This window comes from Arthrobacter sp. TJ-263 (assembly GCF_058269155.1).
The window spans coordinates 1,527,088-1,550,627 of sequence record NZ_JBZCNE010000001.1; the positions used below are offsets into that span (position 1 = coordinate 1,527,088).

The following is a 23,540-nucleotide window of genomic DNA, read 5'->3' on the forward strand; positions in this document are numbered from 1 at the left end:
TCCTATCCAGAAGGGGACTGTCAGACGTCCAGCACGCTCATGACGTGCTTGATGCGGGTGTAATCCTCCACGCCGTACATGGAGAGGTCCTTGCCGTAGCCGGAGTGCTTGAAGCCGCCGTGGGGCATCTCGGCGGTCAGCATGATGTGCGTGTTGATCCAGACGGCCCCGAAGTCGAGGTCGCGGGACACGCGCATCGCGGTGCCGTGGTTCGAGGTCCAGACGCTGGAGGCCAGCGCGTAGTCCACGCCGTTGGCGAGCTCGATCGCCTCCTCCTCGGTGGCGAACGTCTGCACCGTCACGACGGGCCCGAACGTCTCCTGCTGCACCACGGAGTCGTCCTGCCGGGCGCCCGTGACGATCGTCGGCTCGAAGAAGTAGCCCTTGTCCCCGGCGCGCTTGCCGCCGGTCGCGATGCTGCAGTGGGCGGGCAGCGCGTCGATGACCGCGTTCACGGCGTTGAAGTGGTTGATGTTGTTCAGCGGCCCGAAGTAGTTCTCCGAGTCCTCCGCGCTGCCGGTCGTCAGGGTGGCCGTGTGCGCGACCATGGCGGCGACGAACTCGTCGTGCGCCTGTTCCTGCACGAGGACCCTGGTGATGGCCGTGCAGTCCTGGCCTGCGTTGAAGAACGCGAACTCGGCGATGGCCTCGGCGCTCTTCCTGAGGTCGGCGTCCGCGAAGACGACGGCGGGAGCCTTGCCGCCGAGCTCCAGGTGGGCCCGCTTGAGGCCCTTCGCGGCGCTGGTCGCGACCGCGATGCCGGCGCGTACGGATCCCGTGATGGACACCAGGCCGGGCACGGGGTGCTCCGTCATGGCGGCGCCGGTCTCGCCCGTGCCGAGCACCACGTTCAGGACGCCGTCGGGCAGGATGCCCTGCGTGAGGCGTGCGAGGACGAGGGTCGATTCCGGGGTGGTGTCGCTCGGCTTCAGGACCACCGTGTTGCCCGCGGCGAGGGCGGGGCCGATCTTCCAGATGGCCATGAGGAACGGGTAGTTCCACGGCGCCACCTGGGCGACGACGCCGATGGGCTCGCGGCGCACGTAGGAGGTGTGGCCCTCCATGTACTCGCCCGCGGACTTGCCCTCCATGAGCCGCGCGGCGCCGGCGAAGAACCGCAGCTGGTCGGCGCCGACGGCCACCTCCTCGGCGGCGATCATCGCGCGCACCTGGCCCGTGTTGCGGTGCTGTGCCTCGACGAGCTCGTCACTGGCGGCCTCGACGGCGTCCGCGAGCTTCAGCAGCATGAGCTGGCGCTGGCTCGGCGTGGTCCGCTTCCAGGTGGTGAAGGCACGCGCTGCGGCGCGCATGGCGTCGTCGACATCCGCGGTGGTGGAGACGGGCGACTGCGCGACCACCTCGCCGTTGGTCGGGTTGACGATGTCGAGGAGCTCGGTCCCGGCGGGCGTGACGAACGCTCCGTCGATGTAGTTCTGAAGGGTCTCGGCCACGCTGCAGTGCCTTTCACGAGGAGGGAGTCGGCGGCGCGTACGGGTACGACCGGCCACGGGGTATCGACATGACGCTACCGGGGCACCACGGGGCGTGCCAGAGCTATCTGCACAGCGCTTGCCGCTTGCGTACGTGCAGGGGCACAACGCCCCCTACGCTGGACCCATGGCCATCACCCTCGCCGACCTGCTGTCCGATCCCGCCCTGGGCCTGGTCGTGGAGGGCGGCTCGGAACCGCCCGCCCAGCCCATCCAGTGGGTCGCCGTGACCGAACTCGAGGACCCGCGGCCGTTCCTCGGCGGGGCCGAGGTGGTGCTCACGACGGGCGTGCGACTGAAGACCGGCGCCGCCCAGCGGACCTTCGTCCGGCGGACACACGACGCCGGGGCCCTGGCCATCGGGTTCGGCGTGGGGCTCACCCATCGGAGGATCCCCGCTGCCCTGCTCGCGGAGGCGGACGCCGTCGGCCTCCCCGCGTTCCGCGTCCCGTACGAGGTCCCGTTCATCGCCATCGGCAAGAGGGTGGCCGACGCCCTGTCCGCCGATCACTACGCCGGGCTCGAGGACCTCCTCGAGGGGCACGCCGTCCTGGCCTCGGCGCTGCTCGGCGCGGGAGGCCTCGCCGCACTCCTCGGCGAACTCGCCCGGATGCTCGGCACCGACGTCGCGCTGTTCCAGTACGGCGCGTGCATCGCACGTGCGGCGGGCCCGGCTGCCCGCACCTCCGGCGGCGCAGCCGCCCCCCGGTCCCACGCGGTGGCACCGGATCCCAGGACGTGGCATCGGCTGCCGATCGCCACCGGCCTCAAGGACCGCTGCACTCTCGCCATCGCCGAGCCCTACGCCCGGACCGCCGTCGTCGACTACGCGCAGAGCCTGATCTCGGTCGAGCTCAGCAACCAGGCCAGGAACCGGACCGGCGCCCGCGCGGCGTCGGGCCAGTTGCTCGAGGACGTGGTGCGCGGCGCGCTCGCCGGCACCGAGGCGGCGGCCCGGCTCGCCAGTTCGGGTATCGATACGACGCTCCGGCACAGCGTGCTGATCGTCGACGTCGCCTCCGGTCAGCGACGCGCACTGCGGACCCTCCCGCTGCCCGACGGCTGGAACGGCGCCGCCACGGGGCTCGTCGACGACCGCCTCGTGCTCGTCCTCCCCGCCGGGGCGCCCGACCCCGCCGAGCTGAGCCGCTACCTGCATGGCGCCGGGCTGACGGCGCGGGTCGGTGTGGGCGGCACCTACGCGCAGCCGAACGGCCTGCGGTGGAGCTACTTCGAGGCACGCGAGGCGCTCCAGCGGGGCCAGCCCCTCAACTTCGCCGACCGCCTGAGCCTGACATCGCTGCTGATGGCCAGCGCGGACGTGCCGCTCGCCGACCTCGCCGCGGAGACCCTCCGGCCGCTCGAGGCCTTCGACAGCGCGCACGGCGCGGGCCTGCTGACCACGCTGCAGCGCTACCTCGACCTCGACGGCTCGGTGGCCGCCGTCGCCGCGGACCTCGACCTGCACCGCAACACCATCCGCTACCGGCTCCAGCAGGTCGTGGCGCTCACGGGCTACGATCCGGCGGTCACGGCGGACCGCGTGCACCTGTACCTGGCCCTGCGCGTCCGGGCCCTGGGCTGACGCGATCCACCCCTGCCACGGCACCATCCCGCTCGCCGGCCCACGGCCGTGCGATAGTTGACGCACGCACACCGGTCTCACTGTTCTTCGGGGGTATTCGTGACTCTGCTTTCTACCGACGAGGTCGACCTCCAGGAGCTCGCCCGCCAGGCGGTCCTGCAGGAATACCGGCTTCCCTACGGCGAGGCTGGCGGGAAGCCCGTGGAGAAGCCCGATTACGAGACACCGCCTGAACTGCTCAACCTCGTCAAGCTCGCGGTGCGGGTGAGCGGCATGGACGCCGGCGTCATCAACATCATCACCGCGGACCAGCAGCACCAGATCGCCGCCGTCGGAGTGGACGCCGCGGTGTGCTCGCGCGACGACTCGATGTGCTCCAAGGTGTTCACCAGCGGGGCGATCACCGCCCTGTCGGACGCCTCCCTCGACCCGCGGTTCGCCGACAACCCCTTCGTCAACGGCGGCATCGCCCACGTGCGCTCCTATGCGTCCGTCCCGCTCGTGACCGGGCGCGGGGCGGCCCTCGGCACCCTCTGCGTGTTCTCGCCGACGGTCCGGGCGTTCCAGGCGGAACAGCGGGAAGGGCTGGAGATCCTCGCACGGCAGGTCGTGGAGGTCCTCGAATTGCAGTTCAAGACACGTCAGCTCGTCGAGGCCCTCGAGGTGGTGCGGCGCAGCAACGAGGACCTCGCAGGATTCGCGGCGCGCGTCAGCCATGATCTCAAGAACCCGCTGACGGCGATCCTCGGCTACACCGAGCTCAGCGAACAGGACGACGACGTCGCACCCGCCGGACCGGCGGCGCGCTACTTCAGCATCATCCGGGGCAGCGCCAGCCGCATGCTGTCCACGGTGGAGGAGGTCCTCGAGTTCTCCCGCATCGGCGGGACCATCAATCGCCGGGCGGTCCGCCTGAACACGATGATGAACGCCGTGCTGCAGGACGTCCTGCCGCTCAGCAGCGCCTGCGACGCCGTGGTGACCGTGCAGGACGCCGAGCTGACGGTCGATCAGGCGCAGGTCACCGCGCTGCTGCAGAACCTGGTGGCGAACGGCATCAAGTACTCGACGCCCGGGTGTCCCCCGCGCGTCGAGGTGATCGCGAGCGTCGGTGAGACGCAGGTGCTGCGCGTCGTCGACCACGGCAAGGGCATCGACCCGGCGGACCGGCAGCGGGTCCTGGAACCCCTGGTGCGGCTGCACCGTGACGGCGATCCGGCCGGCAGCGGGATCGGCCTGGCGACGTGCGCACGCATCGCCGCGGCGCACGGAGGTTCGATCAGCCTCACGGAGACACCCGGCGGCGGCATCACGGCGACCGTGGATCTCGGGTCCGCCTGACCGGGTTCCCGGGTCCGGCACCCGGATCCTGCACCGTGCTGACGGGCCTGCGGTCGGCCTGCCCGGACGCTAGAGTCCCTGCGCCTGCAGTTCCTGGACCTGGTCCGCGCGGGCGAGCGGGAGGCGGAACGCGAAGGTGGACCCTTCGCCGACGACGCTCCGGCAGGTGATGGTCCCGCCATGGCGTTGGACGATCGCCTGGGAGATGGCGAGCCCGAGGCCCACCCCCGGGATCGCCGCATTGCGGGCTCCTGCGGTCCGGAAGAACTTGGAGAAGACGCCCTTCTGCTCCTCCGCCGTCATACCGCTGCCCTGGTCGGTCACGCTGCACTCCACCTCGCCCTCGACCTCGCGGGCGCGGATGGTCACGCGTCCACCGGCCGGGGAGTACTTGATCGCATTCGAGAGCAGGTTGTCCAGCACCTGGCCGATCCGGGAGGCGTCGCAGAGCGCGACGAGCCCCGGATCGGTGAGGTCCTCGAAACGCACCAGCGGGTTCGTGTTGCCCTGCTCGGCCGTGGACACGCGCCGGCCGACGAGGTCGGAGAAGTCCGTGGGCACCGGGCTGATCTCCGGGGACCCCTCCGCGGTGGAGAGCAGGTCCACCACGAGCTTGTGCAGCCGCTCGGAGTTCCGTGACACCACCTCGAGGCCGGAGGCGACCTCGGGGTCGAGGTCCGGCGTCCCCAGCAGCAGTTCGAGGTAGCCCCGGATCGCGGTCAGCGGGGTCCGCAGCTCGTGCGAGACGGTCGCCACGAACTCGTCCTTCGCGTTCAGGGCGGTGACGAGTTCCGTGACGTCGTTGAACGTCACCACGGACCCCTCGCGGTCCCCGGCCTGGTTGGTCATCAGCCGGGACGACGCCGAGAGCACCCGCTGTCCCGGTCGCTCGCCCCACCAGAGGAGGTAGTCGGAAAACACATGGCCCTCCGCCGCGCGCCGTGTCGGCCGTCGGGCCGCCGGCAGATCCGTCTCGCCGTCCTGCTGGAAGATCCGCAGGGCCGCCTCGTCGGACTCACCGGTCCCGCCGGCGAGCGCGCGGAACTGATCCAGCTTGCGGTTGGCGAGGACCGTCCGCCCGGCCTCGTCGACGGCGGTCACACCGATGTCCACGCTGTTGACCACGGTGTCCAGCAGCCGTTCGCGGCGCGCACTCTCCTCGAGCAGCACCCGCAGGGCGCGGTCCTTCTCCTCCACGACGGCCTGCTGCGCCATCATGCTCGCGGTCATCACGCGGATCGTCACGCCGATGGCGAGCATGATGAAGGGCAGGAGGAAGGACTGCGTCAGTGACTGCGACGTGACCTCGACGTCCGTGACGAAGACCGGCGCCCAGACGATGCCCAGCGAGGCGAGGAAACCTGCGGCGAGGAGGGCCCGCGGATACAGGCCGGACGCGGCGAGCCAGATGATGGGGAACACGGTGAGCAGACCCACCCCGGTGATGACCGTGCCTGCCCCGTAACGCATGAAGCCGATCGGGACGAAGTCGAGCAGCGGGATCACGAGGAAGGCGGCGTACGGGAGCCGGTCCCACGGCACGAGGACGCACAGCGCGAGCAGCACGGCCTGCAACCAGAGACCGATCATGAAGGACCGGCTGGTGAAGAGGTCCGAATGGAAGAGCAGGCCTCCGACGAGGATCAGCAGGACCGTGAGCGAGAGGGGCAGCTGGCTGAGGATCACGCGTGACCGCAGCGTGAGTTCGTGGAACTGCCTCGTGTCGAGCGTCAGGTAGGAGAGCACTCTGTCCATCTGATGGCCGCGCCCCCTGGTGCTCGTCGAACTCGTCCGTCGGAATGAACGGGGCGATTCCCGCCCGCAGCGAAAGAATAACGCGGCAGCCCCGTGATTCCGGGGCGTGAAAGACGGTCGACCCCTCAAGATCGCCTCAAGTTCGCCGCAACAACCCGGTGATTCGGGCGAAGCCGTGTGCCGCGTCCGGAAGGCCGCGCACCGTAGCGTTTAATGAGTACCATGACTGTCGCCCCGGAGATCCGCCGTGCCCTCGTTGTCGAGGACGACGTCGATATTCGGGGCCTGCTCGTCCAGATCCTGAAGCGCGAGGGCTTCGAGGTCACCGAAGCCGCGACCGCGCGCGAGGGGCTGCGCCTGGCACGCGCGGGTGCCGATCTCATCACCCTTGACCTCAACCTGCCCGACGGCGACGGCGTGGAGATCTGCCGCGAGGTCCGCACCTTCTCCGACGCCTACATCCTCATGATCACGGCCCGCACCGACGAGATCGAACGCCTCACAGGCCTCGAGACGGGCGCCGACGAATACATCAGCAAGCCCTTCAGCCCCCGGGAGCTGGTGGCCCGCATCAACTCGCTGTTCCGCCGCCAGAGCCACCAGTCCGCCGTCGACGTCGCGAACGCGGACGAACGCCAGCGTGCCGCCGAGGTGCAGCAGAACCTGCTCCCCCGCGACCGCCTCGTCCTCGACAAATTCGAACTGGCCGGGCGCTTCAGGCCGTCGAGGAGCGTCGGCGGTGACTTCTACGACTGGTACCCGACGCCGGACGGCCTGCACTTCACCGTCGCCGATGCCATGGGCAAGGGCATGGGCGCGGCGTTGGTCGCGGCGACCGTCCGCGCGATCATGCGCTCCGTCGCGTCCCAGCCGAGCCTCGAGACCGCGTTCGCGACGGCGGCGCGGGCCACGGAGGCCGACCTCGACCACACCAGTTCCTTCGTCACGCTGTTCCACGGCCGCCTCGATGCCGCCAGCGGCGTCGTCGGCTACGTCGACGCCGGGCACGGCCTCGCACTGCACGTCGCGGCGGACGGCACCGTGACCCGCCTGCCCTCGGCGGGGCCGCCCGTCGGTGCGTGGCCGGACCAGGTCTGGCCCGCCGCCACCCTGCGCCTCGAGCCCGGCGATTCGCTCGCGATCGTGAGCGACGGCCTGCTCGACATCTACGAGACGGTCGACCAGTTCACGGAGGCGGTGGCCGGCGTGGTCTCCGCGGCGGCGGGCGCCGAGGAGGCCTGCGCGGTGCTGCTGGGTCTGGCGGATGTCCCCGAGGTCGCCGACGACGTCACGGTCGTCATCCTGCGCCACGCGCGGGGCTGACACTCCCGGCCGGAACCGGGCCGGCAGGACCCGGCTCGCGCCCGACGCGCGCGACGATTCACGAGATCCAGCACATGCCGACAGGCAGCGGAAGAGGGAAGAGCAGATGCAATTCACGGTCCAGGACAAAGGCCATTACACCGAGGTCGCGGCGAACGGACGCTTGAACATGGTCGCGGCACCGAAGCTGCGCAAGGTCGTGGACGAGGTGGTCAACGGGGGCGGGAAGCGGATCGTCGTGAACCTGGCGGACACCAGCTTCATGGACTCCTCGGGCCTCGGCGCGCTCATCGGCTGCCTGAAGCTGGCCCGGCAGTCCGGCGGCGACCTGCGGATCGCCGCCGTCCAGCCGCAGGTCACCATGGTGCTCGAACTCACCAGCATGAACCGGGTGCTCACGCCCCATGCAACCGCCGGCGAAGCCTTCGGCAATGACTGACATCCTGGCACGGCGCACCCTCGAGGAACCCGCGGCGGAGCAGGCCATCGAGGACCTGCACGTCCTCCTGGAGCAGTTGTGGCTGGACGCCGCCTTCGTGCCGGCGCCGGACCAGATGGCCTTCACCACCGCGGTGATCGAGGCTGCGAGCAACGTCGTCCAGCACGGCGTCCCCACGGAGGGCGCCACCCTCCTCCTCGGCGTCGAGCTCACCGTCGCCGTCGAGAGGCTCCGCGCCGTCATCAGCGAGATCGGCGCCGCGCCGCTGGACCCTGTGCCCGACCTCGCGGGACCCTCCGACCTCCCCGGTCCGGACGACGACGCGCTGCTGGAGGACTACGACGAGTCCGGGCGCGGGCTCTCGATGATCCGCGCCCTCGTCACCACCGTGACGGTGGAGCGTGAGGGCGACACCAACGTCTGGGTCCTGTCCCGGGACTCCGGCCAGGGCTGACCCGTCGGCAGCCGGCTCTCCCGGGACTCAGGATTCGGGGGGCCTGTCACGGGAGGGCCGGCCTGCCGAGGAACGCGGCGATGTCCGCATAGACCTCCCGGGACTCCGGGAGGCGCGGGAACGCCGGGAACACGTGGAAGCCGCCGGGGTGGACCTTCATCTCGACGGCGGCACCGGCCGCGACCGCACGGTCCCGGAAGACCGCCGCGTCCGCCATGCAGACGTCGCGCGTGCCCTGGTAGATCCGTGTGCGCGGCAGGACCGCCAGCAGATCGTCCGGTGCGCAGGCAGGGCTGACGAGCGGCGTCCGGGGGTCGTCGCCGTCCGCCCACCACAGCCCCGCCTGCACGCCGCCCGCCACGGAGAGCATCGGATCGACGGCGTCGTAGGCCGGGATGTCGGGGTTGGTGGCGGTGACGTCGAGCCAGGGCGAGAAGGCGACGACACGACCGGGCGCGGGAAGCCCGGCGTCCCGGAACGCCCAGGTCTGTGCGACGGCGAGCGCGCCGCCCGCCGAGTCGCCCATCAGCGTGACGTCCTCGGGCGCCGACGTCGTCAGGACGTCGCGGAACACGGACACGAGGTACGGGAAGGCCTCCCGGTAGCTGCTCTCGGGTGCCAGCCTGTACAGGGGCACCGTGACGGCGGCGCCGGTCCGCTTCGTCAGTTCGGCGATGATCCACCAGTGCGGCCGGGCCAGCTCGTTGATGTAGATCCCGCCGTGCGTGTAGATGATGTGCGAGCGGGTCGCGCCGAGCAGCGGGCGGACCGTGATGGTCCTGATGCCGTCGATCCGCTTCTCCTGGATGGTGTGTGTCTGTTTCAGCGTCCACGGGATGGCGGCCGCCGCCGGGTAGCTGCGGCCCGGGTACTTCGCGTTCACCCAGTCGGTGCCGTCCAGGTTCCTCTTCGTCGGCAGGAGGCCGATCAGCCGGGCCGCCACGCGCATCGCGCGTGAGCCGTCCTTCGCCCTCGGCTCCGTCGTCGTCGTGCCGCCCGCGTCCGTGCTCGTCATGGGCCCAGCCTAGTGCCGGGCCGGCCCGGCCCGTCTGTCATGCTGGATGGGCCCTCCTGGCGCCCGTCCCCCGGGCCCCGCGGGCGCCCCCGCCGGAACGCCGAAGGATGAGATGGATACCGCTTCACACGTGGCGCTCGGCGCCGACCTCCTCGGCGTGTTCTTCTTCGCCGTCTCCGGATCCCTGCTGGCGGCCCGCAAGGGCTTCGACCTCGTGGGGTCGCTCCTGCTCGCGTCCCTGGCCTCGCTCGGCGGCGGGGTGGCCCGGGACCTGATCATCAACGTCCCGCCCGCAGCCTTCACGAATCCCGCCTACCTGGTGCCCCCACTGCTCGCCACCGTGCTCGTGTACTTCGTGTTCTCCGGCGTGGAACGCGGCATGCGCGTCCTGGTCGTCTTCGACGCCGGCGGGCTGGCCCTGTTCTGCATCACCGGCACCCTCAAGGCGCTCGATGCCGGCCTGCACCCGGTCTCCGCCGCCCTGCTGGGTGTTACCACCGCGGTCGGCGGCGGTCTGCTGCGCGACGTCGTCGCGAACGAGGTCCCGCAGCTCTTCGACCCACGGGACATCTATGCGCTCCCCGCCATGCTGGGCGCCGTCGTCGTCACCGTGCTCTACCTGACCGGGACCTTCACGCTCGTCACGGGGACGCTCGCCGCCTCCCTCGTGTTCTCCCTGCGGGTCCTCGCCTGGCGCTACGGCTGGCACGCGCCGCTCGCCGCGCGGACGCGGGACGTGCAGAGGTAGCCCGGGCGTCGGACGCGGCCGCTAGGATGGGGGTATCCCCAACCCCACTCCTGGAGTACTTGTGACTGAGCTGTTTTCCGACAAATTCCGCGCCCTGGTGCCCCAGTACTTCGAGGACGAGTGGGCCGAGGAGGACGGCCTGTCCGACGACGAGCTGGCCGAGATGCTCGAGGGCAAGGACTTCGACCTGCCCCTGGCCTTGCGCGACTTCTACCGTGCCGTGGGTGCCACCGAGGACATCATGGAGGCGTTCCACTTCTTCTGGGATCCCGACGAACTCGAGATCGAGGACGGCTTCCTGCTGTTCCTCGAGGACGAGGACGAGGAGTACACCTGGGGCATGCGGGCGGACCAGCTGGACGTCCCCGACCCCATCGTCTGGCGGCGCAACAACGTCCGCGGCGAATGGCAGAGCGAGGAGGGCACCTTCAGCGAATACGTGCTCGACCTGTTCGAGTGGGTCTTCGAGGAGGACGACGAGGACTGATGCCGTTCGCCCACCACGCGCCGGAGGGGTACCGGTGCCCGTTCTGCGATCTCGCGCGGGGGGACTTCGGCAACCCGAGGAACCTCTGCCGTCCGGGCGACGTCATCTACGCCGACGACCTCGCACTCGCGTTCATCGCCTCGCACGGCTTCGACCCGAACCCCGGCCACGTCCTGATCACCCCGCGTGAGCACGTCGAACTGCTGTACGAACTGCCGGACGACGCCGCCGCCCGCATCATGACGCTGACGCGCGACATCGCGATCGCCATCAAGCTCGCCTGGGAGCCCGACGGCGTCTCGACCCGGCAGCACAACGAGCCGGCCGGCAGCCAGCACGTGTGGCACTACCACCAGCACGTCCTGCCGCGCTGGCACGACGACGGCTTCTACTTCACCCCGAAGCGGCCGATCGTGGACCCGGAGATCAGGGCGCGGAAAGCCGACGAGCTGAGGGCCTTCCTGCCCCGCTGAACCACGGCGGGAGTCGGCGATGCGGGGAACGACGGCGGTGGCTAGACGTCCCGGCTGACCACGGCCTGCGCGAAGCTCGCCAGCGCGTGCTTGACCACGCTGTCCGGGAGCGGTTCCAGCGCGGCCACGGCCTCGTCAGCCCACTGCTGGGCCACGGCCCACGCCTCCTGGGTCTGCGGGTGCTCGCGCACGGCGGTGACGGCGGCGGCGAGGGCGTCGTCGGAGGACAGGTCGCCGTCGACGAGCGCGACGACGTCGGCGGCCGACCGGTCGCCCGCGGCCGCGGCGCGGCGCAGCAGGATGACCGGGAGGGTGGGGACGCCTTCGCGGAGGTCGGTGCCGGGAGCCTTGCCCGACGTCACCTTGCGGCCCGTCACGTCGATGACGTCGTCCGCCAGCTGGAACGCGACGCCGACCTTCTCCCCGTAGGAGACCATGACGTCGATGACCTCCCGCGGGGTGTCCGCGAAAAGGGCGCCGAGCTGCCCGGAGGCGGCCACGAGGGAGCCGGTCTTGTCCGCGATCACCGAGAGGTAGTGCTCGAGGGCGTCCTGGCCGTCGCGCGGGCCCACGGTCTCGTGGAGCTGGCCGAGGCAGAGACGTTCGAAGGTGCGCGCCTGGATGCCGAGGGCCTCACCGCCGAGTTCGGAGACGAGGATCGACGCCCGGGCGAAGATGAGGTCCCCCGTGAGGATGGCGACGGAGTTGCCCCACACCTCGTGCGCGGTCGGGGCGCCTCGGCGGTAGGGGGCGGAGTCCATGACGTCGTCGTGGTAGAGCGTGGCGAGGTGCGTCAGTTCGACGACGACGGCGGCCTGGACCACCTTGGCCCGCGCGGGGTTGCCGAGGTGCGAGGCGAGGATGGTCAGGAGCGGCCGGATACGCTTGCCGCCGGCCTCCACGAGGTGACGGCTCGTCGCGTCGGCCAGGGGGTCCGAGTGGGCGATGGCGCTGCGGAGCTGCTTCTCCACCTCGGCGAGGCAGGACGACACGGACGGTCCGAGCTCCGGGTCCTCGGCGATGAGGGCGAACCCGGGAGGCAGGCGCACGGCGTCGCCGGGGGTGTCCGCCGTGTCCAGCGCGCTGGTCACGCCCGCGCTGGCCCACCCGGAGTCGAAGGATTGTGTCACGGTCTAAGACTAACCAAGTGAGGCGGCGCTTTGCGCACGCAGGTGACCGGTCAGGGACGGCTGGTTGGAGGTGGGGGGCACCAGCGACTCGAGGAGGTGGATGACGCGGTCCTCGAAGCCCCGGCCGCCGGTGTCCGTGAGGTTGGCGAGCATGCGCACCACGAACCGCATGAGGAGGGGGACGGGCATGCCGGTGCGGAGGGCCAGCGACATGACGGCGGGCTTGCCGATCAGCTGCGCGAAGATGCGGCCGAGCGTGAAGTGGCTCCCCCACTGCTCACGCACGTAGGGCGCGTACCCGGACATGACCTGGTCGCGGCCGAGCGGCGAGCCCACGCCCTGCGCCCGCTCGATGAACTCCGCGGCGTACCGGGCGGACTCCATCGCGTAGGAGATGCCCTCACCGTTGAACGGCGACACCATGCCGCCGGCATCGCCGAGGAGCAGGAGCCCGGGGCTGTAGTGCGGAGTCCGGTTGAAGCCCATGGGCAGCGCCGCGCCACGGATCCCGCCCACCATGTTCGACGGCGTGAACCCCCACTCGGCGGGCATGCCCGCGGTCCAGTCCCGCAGCACCTGCTTGTAGTCCAGCTTGCCGAACTCGGCGGAGGAGTTCAGGATGCCGAGGCCCACGTTGGAGGTGCCGTCGCCGACGCCGAACACCCAGCCGTACCCGGGCAGGGGCCTGCCGCTGGCGTCGGGCAGCTCGAGCCAGCCCTCCATCCAGTCGTCGTCCGTGCGGGGGCTGGTGAAGTAGGTACGGACGGCGACGCCGAGCGGACGGTCGTCGCGCTTCTGCATGCCGAGGCTGACGGCGGTCCGCGTCGAGTTGCCGTCGGCGGCGAGGACGACGTCGGCCGTGAAGGTGCGGGTCCCGCCGGTCCTGCGGCCGTCGGCGTCGAGCAGGTTCACGGTGACGCCCGTGACGCGTCCGGCGTCGTCGCGCACGGCGGAGGACACGGAGTGGCCCTCGAGGATCGTGGCGCCGGCGGAGCGGGCATGCCGGGCCAGGGCCTCGTCGAAGCCGAGGCGCGTGCGGACCAGGCCGTAGTCGGGGAAGTCGCTGAGCTCGGGCCAGGGCACCTCGACGGTGCGCTTGCCGGCGATCAGGCGGAGGCCGCGGTTGCGGCGCCAGCCCTCGCTCTCGTCGTGCGGCAGGCCGAGCAGCTGTAGTTCCCGCGTGGCGCGGGGTGTCAGGCCGTCGCCGCAGACCTTCTCCCGGGGGAAGAACGTCTTCTCGAGGACCGTCACCTCGATCCCGGCGCTCGCGAGATAGTAGGCGGCGGTGGAACCGGCCGGGCCGGCCCCGACGATGAGGACCGACATCTAGTCGACCGCCGACGTCCGGCGGCGCAACCGCACCTGGCCCGGCAGGAGCGGTTCCTCGCCCGGCGCTGCGGACGCCTTCGTGGCACGGTGCACGGCGACGATGCCGCCGTTGAGGTTCCGGTACTCGACGTCGCCCCAGCCGCTGTCACCGATCCATGCGGCCAGCCGGTCCTGGTCGGGCCAGGCCCGGATGGACTCGGCGAGGTACACGTAGGCGTCCGGGTTGGAGCTGACCTTGCGGGCGATCGCGGGAAGTGCGCGCATGAGGTACTCGGTATAGGTGGTGCGCCAGAGCGCGACGGTGGGCTGGGAGAACTCCGCGACGACCAGGCGTCCGCCCGGCCGCGTGACGCGCAGCATCTCGGCGAGTGCCTTCTTCGGTTCGTTCACGTTGCGCAGGCCGAAGGAGATGGTGCATGCGTCGAAGGAGTTGTCCGCGAAGGGCAGGTTGGTGGCGTCCCCCGCCACGAAGTCGATGTCCGGGCGGCGTCGCTTGCCCACCTTCAGCATGCCGAGCGAGAAGTCGCAGGCCACGACGTCGATGCCAGCGTCCGCGTACGGCTCGCTCGACGTGCCGGTGCCGGCAGCGAGGTCCAGGACGCGTTGCCCCCGCTCCGCGCCGACGGCGTCCACGACGATGCGGCGCCATCGGCGCGTCTGCCCCATCGACAGGACGTCGTTGACGACGTCGTACTTGGGCGCCACGTCGTCGAACATGGCTGCTACTTCGTCAGGCCGCTTCTCCAGCGATGCACGATTCACCCGCTCATTGTCTCAAAGAAACTCCGATCGCCCGACCGGCGTCCTCCCGACGTGCCGAACCTCACGACCCCGCACGAATGCGGCGCCACGCCGCGGAGTACGCTTGAGGCATCATGAGCACTCCGTCCCTCACTGCGCTGCCCCCTGCGCCCGGACAGTCCCGCGGACTCCGCAGCATCACCGTGGCGCAGGCGGACATGGACCCGCGGACGGGTCTGCTCGAGTACGTGGTCCGCAACGACGCCCACACCTGGATCCGCCGCGGAGGCGGACTGGTGGCCTACGGTGAGACCGCCCGGTTCACGGTCACCGGCCCGGACCGCTTCACGCAGGCCCAGGAGTGGTGGCGCCGCGAACTCGCCGGCGCGGAGGTGCTGGACGATCTCGGCGTCCCGGGCAGCGGCCTCATCGCCTTCGGCTCCTTCGCCTTCTCCAAGACCTCGCCGCACGAATCGCGCCTGATCGTCCCTGCGGTGGTGGTGGGCTGCAGCGAGGGCCGGGCCTGGCTGACCCTCATCACCGACGACGCCGAGGCCGAGCTGAGCGCGGAGGCGGCGGAAGCGGCTCTCGCCGCCTACCTCATGGAGCCCGACGCCGGGCGTTCGCCCGGCCCCGGCGACCGCCTGGGCCCGGGCGTGCTCAGCGAGGACCAGTACCAGCGTGCGGTCGCCGAGGGCGTGAAGCACGTGCAGGCCGGCGAGCTGAGCAAGCTCGTGCTGGCGCGGGACGTCGTCGCGCACCTCGAGACGCCCGTCGCGACGGCGCAGGTGCTGCGTGAGCTCGCGGTGCGGTACGAGGACTGCTGGACGTACGCCGTCGACGGCCTGATCGGGTCGACGCCGGAGATGCTCATCAAGGTGGAGAACAACACGGCCCGCGCCCGCGTGCTCGCCGGGACCCTGGACCGGGCCAACGCCCCGGCCGGCGACCCCGGCTACGCCGACCGCGTCCTCGCGGGGTCCGAGAAGCAGCTCCACGAGCACCAGATCGCGATCGACTCGCTCACCGAGACCCTCCAGCCGTTCACGAGTTCCATGACCTCCCACAGCGAGCCGTTCGTGCTGCAGCTGCCCAACGTGTGGCACCTCGCCTCGGACGTCACGGCGCAGCTCGCCGCGGACGACGACGGCCGGGTGCCGACGTCGCTGGCCCTCGTCCAGGCGCTCCATCCCACGGCCGCGGTCTGCGGCACCCCCACGACGGTCGCCGGAGCGCTCATCCGCGAACTCGAGCACCTGCAGCGCGGTCCGTACGCCGGGCCGGTGGGCTGGATCGACGCCGGGGGCAACGGCGAGTGGGGCATCGCCCTCCGCGGCGCCGTCGTCGAGACGCCCACGCGCGTGCGGCTCTACGCGGGGTGCGGGATTGTCGAGGGTTCGCAGCCGGAGGCCGAGCTCGCGGAGACGTGGAGCAAGTTCCGGCCGATGATCGAGGCCCTCGGACTGTCCCGATGACAGGACCCGGATTACCGATGGGCAACCCCTGTCGCCTGTGATGCACCTCTCCTTGAGGCTAGAATCAGCAGGACCGTCCCCCGTTCCACCCCCGTCCGCCCAAGTGAGGTACCCATGCTTTCCAAGAAATCAGCACTGCTGGCCGCCATGGCCGCCGGCGCACTCGCGCTGAGCGCCTGTGGCGGAGGCTCCGACGACGCCGGGTCCGAGGAGGCGAGCGGCCTGAACCTCGTCTCCGAGGGTTCGCTCACCGTATGCTCGGACATCCCCTACCCGCCCTTCGAGTTCGAGGAGAACGGCGAGTACACCGGCTTCGACATGGACCTGATGAAGGAGATCGCCGCGGGCATGGACCTCGAGCTCTCCGTGCAGGACGTCGGTTTCGACGGCCTCCAGAGCGGCGCCGTCCTGGGCTCCCGCCAGTGCGACATCGGCGCCAGCGCCGTCACCATCACCGAGGAGCGCAAGGCGAACCTGGCGTTCTCGGACCCGTACTACGACTCCCTGCAGTCCATCCTCGTGCCGACCGACTCGGACATCGCCTCGATCGACGACCTCGCCGGCAAGCAGGTGGGCGTCCAGCAGGGCACCACCGGTGCCACCTACGCCGCAGAGAACGCACCCGAGGCGGAACTGGTCCAGTTCCCCTCGGACGCCGAGATGTTCGCCGCCATCCAGGCCGGGAACGTCGACGCCCTGCTGCAGGATCTCCCGGTGAACATCGGCCACACCGAGGACGGCGCGTTCACGATCGCCGAGGAACTGCCGACCGACGAGCAGTACGGCTTCATCATGGCCAAGACCGGCAGCGAGGAACTCGTGGCCGCCGTCAACGAACAGCTGGCCTCGCTGCGTGAGAACGGCAAGTACCAGGAAATCTACGACTCCTACTTCGCGGAGTAGCCCAGCCCTACCCGTGCGGCCCCGGATGTCCGACGACTCCGGGGCCGTACGGGTGCCACCTCCCGAAGGAAGGTAGATCCCCGCGTGAAACGTTCAACCCGCAGACGCCTCACCCAAGGCGTCCTCTACGCGGTCTTCGCCGCCGTCGTCGTCTTCGTGCTCCTCGCCGCCGACTGGGCGACGATCCGGGCGTACTTCTTCAACCTCGACGTGGCCATGGGAGTCTTCCCCGAGATCGTCACGATCGCGGCGAAGAACACGGTCGTCTACACGGCCATCGCCTTCGTCGGAGGCCTGCTGCTCGGCCTCCTGCTGGCACTCATGAAACTCTCCCCTGTGCTGCCGTACCGCTGGTTCGCGACCGGCTACATCGAGCTGTTCCGCGGCCTCCCGGCGCTGCTGGTCATCTTCGGGTTCGCGTACGCCATCCCCATCGCCTTCCAGTGGCGGGCGCCCGGCGGCAATGCCGGTGCGGGACTGATCGCCCTCATCATCGTCTCGTCCGCCTACATCGCCGAGACCATCCGGGCCGGCATCGAGGCCGTCCCCAAGGGGCAGGTCGAGGCGGCGCGCTCCCTCGGCATGAACGGGCCGTGGACCATGCTGACCGTGATCCTCCCCCAGGCCTTCCGCATCATCACGCCCCCGCTGACGAACGAGCTGGTCATCCTCATCAAGGACACCTCGCTCCTCTTCATCGCGGGCATGGCCATCGGCGACCGCGAACTGACCACGTTCTCGCGGGACGCCCTCACCAGCCAGGCCAACGCGACACCCCTCGTGGTCGCCGCGCTGCTGTACCTGGTGATCACGCTGCCGCTCACCCAGCTCGTGGCGAAGCTCGAACGACACAACAAGAGAGGCCGGTGATTCCGGTGGCACATCCAGCATCGGCCGCCGCGCGTTCGACGGTGGCCCCCGCCATCGAGGTCCGCGCCCTGTGCAAGAACTTCGGCACCAACGAGGTGCTCAAGGGCATCGACTTCCACGTGGACCACGGCGAGGTGGTGTGCGTCATCGGGCCCTCCGGCTCGGGCAAGTCCACCCTGCTGCGCTGCGTCAACCGGCTCGAGGAGCCCACCACCGGCACGGTCATGGTGGAGGGCGTGGACATCACGGACAGCGAGACGGACCTCGACGCCGTGCGCACGCGCATCGGCATGGTCTTCCAGCAGTTCAACCTCTTCCCGCACCTGAGCGTCCTGAAGAACCTCACCCTCGCCCAGCAGCGCGCCAAGAAGCGCGGCAAGGCCGAGGCGATCGAGGTGGCCCACCGGAACCTCGCCAAGGTGGGCCTCGCGGAGAAGGCCGACGCCTTCCCCGCGCAGCTCTCCGGCGGCCAGCAGCAGCGCGTCGCCATCGCCCGCGCCCTGTCGATGGACCCCGACATGATGCTGTTCGACGAGCCCACCAGCGCCCTGGACCCCGAGCTCGTCGGTGACGTCCTCGAGGTCATGAAGCAGCTGGCCAGGGAGGGCATGACCATGATGGTGGTCACGCACGAGATGGGCTTCGCCCGGGAGGTCGGCGACCGCGTGGTCTTCATGGACGGCGGCGTCGTCGTGGAGCAGGGCAAGCCCGAGGACGTGCTCGGGAACCCGCAGCACGAGCGCACGAAGCTCTTCCTCTCGAAGGTGCTCTAGGCGGGACGCACCGCGGACGCCACCGCCCGGCGGACGCGCGCGTGGAGGTCCCGGAGCGTCGAGCGCTCCGCCCGGACCTCGAGGATGGAGCGGCCCCTGATGGGCCGCTCCATCGCCGTATCCAGCTCCTGCAGCGTCGTCGCCCGCTCGTAGCGCATCCCGTAGGCGGCGGCGAGCGCGGCGAGGTCCACGGTGTGCGGCGTCCCGAACAGTCGCTCGACGGCGGGGCCGTAGCGCGCCGTCGTCCTTGGGGCCCCGTGCTCGAGCAGCCCGAAGATCCCGCCCCCGCCGTCGTTGAGGACCACGAGCTGCAGGTCGGGCTGCGGTTCGCCGCTGCCGAGCAGCAGCCCCCCGACGTCGTGCAGGAAGGTGAGGTCCCCCAGGAGGGCGCGCGTGGGGATGCCCGCCGCGAGGGCCACGCCAGTCGCCGTCGAGATGGTGCCGTCGATCCCGGCGAGCCCGCGGTTCGCGAAGACCTCCAGCGGATGCCAGTCCGTCGCGGCGACGAGGTCCACGTCCCGGATCGGATTGGACGAGCCGAGCACCAGGTTGCCGTCCGTGTGCTCCCAGACGGCGTCGGCCACATGCAGCCCGGACATGGACCGCTCGTCCGCCAGCAGCGACTGGAGGCGGGCCTCGGCCGCAGCCCCGGCCTCCCGCCACGACCGCAGCCAACCCTCCTCACCGCGCCCGGCGAACGCGAGCAGTTCAGGCAGGGAGTCGATGATGCGCTCGGGACGCCGGCCCTCCTCGAACCAGGCGGCGGGCACGGGCAGGTACAGCGCGTGCTCGACGTCGGCCCGGGCCAGCAGCGCCGTGACCGGGCGGGACAGCGTGGGGCGCCCGAAGACCACCACGCGTGTGATGGCGGGGCCGAGATGCTCCAGGAGCAGCCGGTACGGGGCGACGGCGCTGCTGCCGAACCGCGCGTTGGAGGACGGCTCCGCGAGCAGCGGGAGGTCGAGGTGCGCGGCGAACACCGCGGCGAGCTCCCCCGCGCCGTGACCGGCGACGACGACGGTCCTGCTGCCGGGCTGGGGGGCCACCGGCCCTGTCTCCTCGCGTGGCTCCTCCTGCGGCTCCTCCCGAGCGACCGTGCCGGCGGTGCCGGGGGCGACGGGGGCGACATCGGATCGGACATCGGGTGCGGGCTCCTCCGGGTGGTCCCCGGGCACCAGCGGATCGCGGAAGGCGAGGTTCAGGTGCACGGGACCGGGCGGCCGGGCGGCCTCGCTGCCCACGGGACGACCCACGGCGGCGCGCAGGGCATCCCCGATCGCGCCGGTCGGGTCCTCCCCCGCTCCGACGTCCACGCCCGCGCGTACATGCACGCCGAACAGGCCCGGCTGCACCGTGGTCTGATTGGCGCCGGTGCCGCGCAGCTCGCCGGGCCGGTCGGCGGAGACGACCACCAGGGGCACGGCGGCGTGGTTCGCCTCCATGACCGCGGGCAGGAGTTCGCCCACGGCCGTGCCCGACGTCGTGACCACCGCCGCCGGGCGCTGGGCACCGAGCGCGAGCCCCAGGGCGGTGAAGGCGCCGGACCGCTCGTCGATCCGCACGTGCAGCCGGACGAGCCCGGCGTCCTCCGCAGCGGACAGGGCGTAGGCGAGGGGGGCGCTGCGGGACCCGGGGGCGATGACGACGTCCCTCACGCCGCCGGCCACGAGGGCCCGGACGGCACGCGCGGCCGAGGTCGCGGAGTCGAGGGGTGTCGCTGTTGGTCCGGTCTCTGTGTCGCCCACGTGTGTCACCGTTCCATCCTTCCACCCCGACGGTGACGCGACCCCACCCGGGGGTGGGGTCGCGTCGGGGTGTCAGTGCCTACTTGGCGTCACGGCCGCCCCGGGTCTCGTTCGGGTTGCCCTTGGGGCGTGGCTTGCCGGGCTGCCGTCCGCGCCCCCGGCCCGAGTGGTCCTCGTCGCGGCGACCCTCGGACGCCTTGTAGACCTGGACGACCGACGGGCGCGGCAGCGCGGCGTCGCCCTTGCGGGGGCTGCCGCCCAGGGGCACGTAGTCGGGGAAGAGTGACGCCTGCGCCTCCCAGCTGCCGTCCTCGCCGGGGTGCTGCACCGCCACGAAGACGGTGCCGTCCTGGTCGTGGATGATGGGGCCGCAGGTCTCGGCGTCGCGGGGGACGGCGAGGAACTGCTGCACGCGGCCGCGCTCGGCACCCTCGAGTCCCACCTTGAACAGGCCGTCGGCGAAGCCGATGGCGCTCGGCTGGCCGTCCGTCGAGATCCACAGGTTGCCCGCCGAATCGAAGGCCACGTTGTCGGGGCAGGAGATGGGGGAGACCTTGTCCGTCGGGTAGCCCGCGAAGTAGGTGGTGGGGTTCCGGGCCGGATCACCGCAGACCAGCAGCAGGTTCCACGTGAAGCGGGTGCCGGTGGCATTGCCGCCCGTTTCCGTGAGCTCGACGACGTGCCCGTCACGATTCGCGGTGCGGGGGTTGGCCTCATCGGCGACGGCGCTGGTACCGACACCGCGGTTCGTGTTGTTGGTGCACGCCACGTACACCTTGCCGGTCCGCGGGTTCGGCTCGACGTCCTCGCACCGGTCCATCTTGGTGGCGCCCATCTTGTCCGCGGCGATCCGCGTGAAGACGGACACCTCGGCAGCGGTCATGCCCGCGACCACGGACGTGTTGTCGACGAGCAGCGGCAGCCACTCGCCCACGCCGTCGAACGCGCCGTCGGACGGGAGCGTGCCGGTGCCGTTGATCTCGGCCACGGAGTTGCCCTGGAAGCGGGCGACGTACAGCGAGCCCTCGCTCAGCAGCGTCATGTTGGCCCTGCGCGCGGCAGGGCTGGTGCCCGGCTGGACCTTCTTCGTGGACACGAACTTGTACAGGTAGTCGAAGCGCTCGTCGTCGCCCATGTAGGCGACGACGCGCCCGTCGGCGGCGACGGTCACGTTCGCGCCCTCGTGCTTGAAGCGTCCCAGCGCGGAGTGCTTCCTCGGCGTCGACGTGGGATCGAACGGGTCGACCTCCACGATGTAGCCGAAGCGGTGCTTCTCGTTCTCGTAGCCTGCGTTGCGGGTGTCCCAGCGCGGCTCGTCGATCTCCCAGCCGCGCGCCGTCGGCTTGCTGGTGATGCCGTAACGGCGGTCGCCGTCGCTGGTGCCGGCAGCCACGAAGTAGCCGTTGAAGTTCTCCTCGCCGGAGAGGATGGTGCCCCACGGCGTGGTGCCACCGGCGCAGTTGCCGAGGGTGCCGAGGATGGTGCGGCCTGCCGGGTCGTCCTTGGTCTTCAGCAGGTCCGATCCGGCGGCCGGGCCGGTCACCTCATAGGGGGTGGTGGTCAGGTAGCGCCGGTTGAGCGGGGCGCCCTGGACATAGGACCATGGCTTGTTCCTGTTCCTGCGCTCGAGTTCGACGACGGACAATCCGTGGGCCGCCTTGCCGATGCCGCGGACCTCAGCCGCGGGCGTCGTCGGGGGCACCATGATGTTCTCGTTCGTGTACTCGTGATTGGCGAACAGCACCGCACGGCGGCCCTTGCTCCCGGCGATCTCGAGGACGTCGGTGTAGTCGCAGTTGTAGCCGAACTGCAGCGCCTGCGCGGCGGCGGTCTGGTTGTTCGCGTCGAAGTCCGGTGACGTGCGGAAGAGCGGATCGCCCCACCGGATGACGGGCTTCCAGCCGTAGCCCTGCGGCACGGTCATGTCGTCGACCAGCGCGTCCACGGGCGCGATGGCGTTGAAGGCCAGTGCGTTCGCCCTCGCGCCGCCGGGGGCGGCCTGTGCTGAGCCCGCACCGGTCTGGCCCGCGACGAGGAGCGTGAGGGCACCTGCCGCTCCCGCGCCGAGAGCGCTGCGGCGTGAGAATTCGCGCGAGACGATGTCGCGGAAGTAGTTGTTGCCCGACGTGTTGCAGACGGCGTCGGCGCAGGCGTTGTCACACTTCAGGGCGCACGTGACGGCGCTGCGCTTTCCCTTGGTGTGGCCGAGCATGGGCAGCAGGCGGCGCGCGGTGTCAGTCATGGGGGTACCTCTCGACAGGATGAGCAGTGTTCCACCTCACCCTGTCGAGGGCAGCTGAACAGCCGCGGTGCCCGCCGGTGAACCGCCGGTGAACGGGACCGGAACAGGCATCAGCGCTGCCGGCCCGCGGCGAGCACCCCGTGGCACCGTGCCAGGCGGTCCAGCCACCAGCGCCGCCGGTCCTCGCCGGCCGCGTAGCGTTCCAGCCGCTCCTGGGAGACCTCGACGTCCCGCACCGGGAGGGAGCCGTGCTCGGGGACGAGGGAGGTATCGGTGACATCGCCGGCCATGAGCGAGACCGTGGCGAGGCCGCACGCGTACGGGAGTGCCGGGAGCGCGGCGGCGAGGGCCACCCCGGCGCGGATGCCCACGGAGGTGTCGAGGGCGGAGCTGACGACGGCGGGCAGCCCGGCGCGGTCGATGATGTCCAGGGCCCGCCGCACGCCGCCGAGCGGTGGAGCCTTGATGACGAGGACGTCGGCGGCGTCCTCGCGGGCCACCCGGAGCGGATCGTCCTGGCGCCGCACGCTCTCGTCGGCCGCGACGAGGACCGTCTCCCCCCGGCGGCGCAGTTCGAGCCGGACCGTGCGGAGCCCGGGGATGTCCGCCACCGGCTGCTCCACGTACTGCAGGCCGAACCGGCCGAGGGCGTCGAGGGCCCGGAGCGCCCCGCCCACGTCCCAGCCGCCGTTGGCGTCGATCTTGATGCCGGCCCCGGGAAGGAGGCGGCGCACCTCGGCGACCCGGGCGACGTCGTCGGCGAGTGACTGCCCCCGCTCGGCCACCTTCACCTTGACCGCGCCGACGTCCCCGAAGCGGGCCAGCACCCCCTCGACATCGGCGGCACCGACGGCCGGCACCGTCGCGTTCACCGGGACCGCGGACCGCACCGGGTCCGGGAAGCCGTGCCAGGCCGCTTCGAGGGCGCCTGCGAGCCACGGGGCGGATCCGGTGTCGTCGTACTCCAGGAACGGGCAGAACTCCCCCCAACCGGCCGGCCCCCGGACCAGCAGGGCCTCCCGGACGAGGACGCCGCGGAACTTCACGCGCATGGGCACCGAGACGATCCGCGCGGACGCGGCCACCTCCTCGAGGGCCGGTAGGGGAAGGGCGTCCGGCAGGGGCGGGTCCGAGGTGTGCACGCCCTCAGGCTACGGGAGCTGCCGGCCTCCTCGGAGGTCACGGGACGGTGACGGAGCCGGACGCATCGTGTGGAACGATG

Annotated in this window: 21 protein-coding genes; 12 read left to right on the forward strand and 9 right to left on the reverse strand. The window is 71.0% G+C overall.

The window, feature by feature from the left end:
* Window positions 1-20 precede the first annotated feature (20 nt).
* Complete coding sequence (locus tag AC4D2F_RS07260) at window positions 21-1,451, reverse strand: gamma-aminobutyraldehyde dehydrogenase (protein WP_104168130.1); 1,431 nt, start codon at window positions 1,449-1,451, stop codon at window positions 21-23.
* Window positions 1,452-1,617: 166 nt separating this feature from the next.
* On the opposite strand from AC4D2F_RS07260, the gene AC4D2F_RS07265 reads away from it, so the two are divergent.
* Window positions 1,618-3,075 carry a PucR family transcriptional regulator gene (locus AC4D2F_RS07265; RefSeq protein WP_490909990.1) on the forward strand — a complete coding sequence of 486 codons (1,458 nt, stop codon included), beginning with the start codon at window positions 1,618-1,620 and terminating at the stop codon, window positions 3,073-3,075.
* A 99-nt stretch (window positions 3,076-3,174) separates the two neighbouring features.
* Complete coding sequence (locus AC4D2F_RS07270) at window positions 3,175-4,416, forward strand: GAF domain-containing sensor histidine kinase (RefSeq protein ID WP_490909991.1); 1,242 nt, start codon at window positions 3,175-3,177, stop codon at window positions 4,414-4,416.
* Window positions 4,417-4,485: 69 nt separating this feature from the next.
* Here AC4D2F_RS07270 and AC4D2F_RS07275 read toward each other — a convergent pair whose 3' ends face one another.
* Window positions 4,486-6,171 carry a sensor histidine kinase gene (locus AC4D2F_RS07275; protein WP_490909992.1) on the reverse strand — a complete coding sequence of 562 codons (1,686 nt, stop codon included), beginning with the start codon at window positions 6,169-6,171 and terminating at the stop codon, window positions 4,486-4,488.
* 222 nt (window positions 6,172-6,393) lie between these two features.
* Here AC4D2F_RS07275 and AC4D2F_RS07280 point away from each other — a divergent pair, with 222 nt between their 5' ends.
* The 3 genes from AC4D2F_RS07280 (at window position 6,394) to AC4D2F_RS07290 (ending at window position 8,387) form a co-directional block, all read left to right on the forward strand.
* Window positions 6,394-7,494 carry a PP2C family protein-serine/threonine phosphatase gene (locus AC4D2F_RS07280; protein ID WP_490909993.1) on the forward strand — a complete coding sequence of 367 codons (1,101 nt, stop codon included), beginning with the start codon at window positions 6,394-6,396 and terminating at the stop codon, window positions 7,492-7,494.
* 106 nt (window positions 7,495-7,600) lie between these two features.
* Window positions 7,601-7,933 (forward strand): STAS domain-containing protein, encoded by a 333-nt coding sequence (locus AC4D2F_RS07285; protein WP_490909994.1) that lies wholly within the window; start codon window positions 7,601-7,603, stop codon window positions 7,931-7,933.
* Entirely contained in the window at window positions 7,926-8,387 is a 462-nt protein-coding gene (locus tag AC4D2F_RS07290; protein WP_104168124.1) for an ATP-binding protein, read from the forward strand. The genes AC4D2F_RS07285 and AC4D2F_RS07290 overlap by 8 nt, the downstream gene beginning before the upstream one ends.
* Window positions 8,388-8,433: 46 nt before the next feature.
* Here the strand turns inward: AC4D2F_RS07290 and AC4D2F_RS07295 are convergent, their stop codons facing one another.
* On the reverse strand, window positions 8,434-9,402 hold the full coding sequence (locus AC4D2F_RS07295) for an alpha/beta hydrolase (RefSeq protein WP_490909995.1): 969 nt from the start codon (window positions 9,400-9,402) through the stop codon (window positions 8,434-8,436).
* Window positions 9,403-9,514: 112 nt separating this feature from the next.
* Here AC4D2F_RS07295 and AC4D2F_RS07300 point away from each other — a divergent pair, with 112 nt between their 5' ends.
* The 3 genes from AC4D2F_RS07300 (at window position 9,515) to AC4D2F_RS07310 (ending at window position 11,110) form a co-directional block, all read left to right on the forward strand.
* Complete coding sequence (locus AC4D2F_RS07300) at window positions 9,515-10,150, forward strand: trimeric intracellular cation channel family protein (RefSeq protein ID WP_490909996.1); 636 nt, start codon at window positions 9,515-9,517, stop codon at window positions 10,148-10,150.
* Between the two features lie 61 nt (window positions 10,151-10,211).
* Complete coding sequence (locus tag AC4D2F_RS07305; protein WP_104168121.1) at window positions 10,212-10,637, forward strand: hypothetical protein; 426 nt, start codon at window positions 10,212-10,214, stop codon at window positions 10,635-10,637.
* Complete coding sequence (locus AC4D2F_RS07310; protein WP_490909997.1) at window positions 10,637-11,110, forward strand: HIT family protein; 474 nt, start codon at window positions 10,637-10,639, stop codon at window positions 11,108-11,110. Before AC4D2F_RS07305 ends, AC4D2F_RS07310 begins: the two co-directional genes overlap by 1 nt.
* A gap of 41 nt (window positions 11,111-11,151) precedes the next feature.
* Here AC4D2F_RS07310 and AC4D2F_RS07315 read toward each other — a convergent pair whose 3' ends face one another.
* The 3 genes from AC4D2F_RS07315 to AC4D2F_RS07325 are packed head-to-tail and all read right to left on the reverse strand — an operon-like array spanning window position 11,152 to window position 14,331.
* On the reverse strand, window positions 11,152-12,240 hold the full coding sequence (locus tag AC4D2F_RS07315) for a polyprenyl synthetase family protein (protein ID WP_104168119.1): 1,089 nt from the start codon (window positions 12,238-12,240) through the stop codon (window positions 11,152-11,154).
* Between the two features lie 9 nt (window positions 12,241-12,249).
* Window positions 12,250-13,566 (reverse strand): geranylgeranyl reductase family protein, encoded by a 1,317-nt coding sequence (locus tag AC4D2F_RS07320; protein WP_490909998.1) that lies wholly within the window; start codon window positions 13,564-13,566, stop codon window positions 12,250-12,252.
* Window positions 13,567-14,331 carry a demethylmenaquinone methyltransferase gene (locus AC4D2F_RS07325; RefSeq protein WP_104168117.1) on the reverse strand — a complete coding sequence of 255 codons (765 nt, stop codon included), beginning with the start codon at window positions 14,329-14,331 and terminating at the stop codon, window positions 13,567-13,569.
* Between the two features lie 113 nt (window positions 14,332-14,444).
* On the opposite strand from AC4D2F_RS07325, the gene AC4D2F_RS07330 reads away from it, so the two are divergent.
* The 4 genes from AC4D2F_RS07330 (at window position 14,445) to AC4D2F_RS07345 (ending at window position 18,331) form a co-directional block, all read left to right on the forward strand.
* Complete coding sequence (locus AC4D2F_RS07330) at window positions 14,445-15,785, forward strand: isochorismate synthase (RefSeq protein ID WP_490909999.1); 1,341 nt, start codon at window positions 14,445-14,447, stop codon at window positions 15,783-15,785.
* Between the two features lie 114 nt (window positions 15,786-15,899).
* Entirely contained in the window at window positions 15,900-16,688 is a 789-nt protein-coding gene (locus AC4D2F_RS07335) for a basic amino acid ABC transporter substrate-binding protein (RefSeq protein ID WP_490910000.1), read from the forward strand.
* 84 nt (window positions 16,689-16,772) lie between these two features.
* Window positions 16,773-17,558, forward strand: a complete 786-nt coding sequence (locus AC4D2F_RS07340; protein WP_104168114.1) for an amino acid ABC transporter permease — start codon at window positions 16,773-16,775, stop codon at window positions 17,556-17,558.
* Between the two features lie 5 nt (window positions 17,559-17,563).
* Window positions 17,564-18,331: an amino acid ABC transporter ATP-binding protein gene (locus AC4D2F_RS07345; protein WP_490910001.1), complete on the forward strand. Its 768-nt coding sequence runs from the start codon at window positions 17,564-17,566 to the stop codon at window positions 18,329-18,331.
* Here AC4D2F_RS07345 and menD read toward each other — a convergent pair.
* The 3 genes from menD to AC4D2F_RS07360 all read right to left on the reverse strand — a co-directional run bounded on the left by menD (window position 18,328) and on the right by AC4D2F_RS07360 (window position 23,460).
* A complete protein-coding gene (gene menD, locus AC4D2F_RS07350; RefSeq protein ID WP_490910002.1) occupies window positions 18,328-20,085 on the reverse strand; it encodes a 2-succinyl-5-enolpyruvyl-6-hydroxy-3-cyclohexene-1-carboxylic-acid synthase in 1,758 nt (585 codons plus the stop codon). The genes AC4D2F_RS07345 and menD overlap by 4 nt on opposite strands.
* A gap of 70 nt (window positions 20,086-20,155) precedes the next feature.
* Entirely contained in the window at window positions 20,156-22,318 is a 2,163-nt protein-coding gene (locus AC4D2F_RS07355; RefSeq protein WP_490910003.1) for a PhoX family protein, read from the reverse strand.
* 110 nt (window positions 22,319-22,428) lie between these two features.
* Window positions 22,429-23,460, reverse strand: a complete 1,032-nt coding sequence (locus AC4D2F_RS07360; protein ID WP_490910004.1) for an o-succinylbenzoate synthase — start codon at window positions 23,458-23,460, stop codon at window positions 22,429-22,431.
* Window positions 23,461-23,540: the final 80 nt, after the last annotated feature.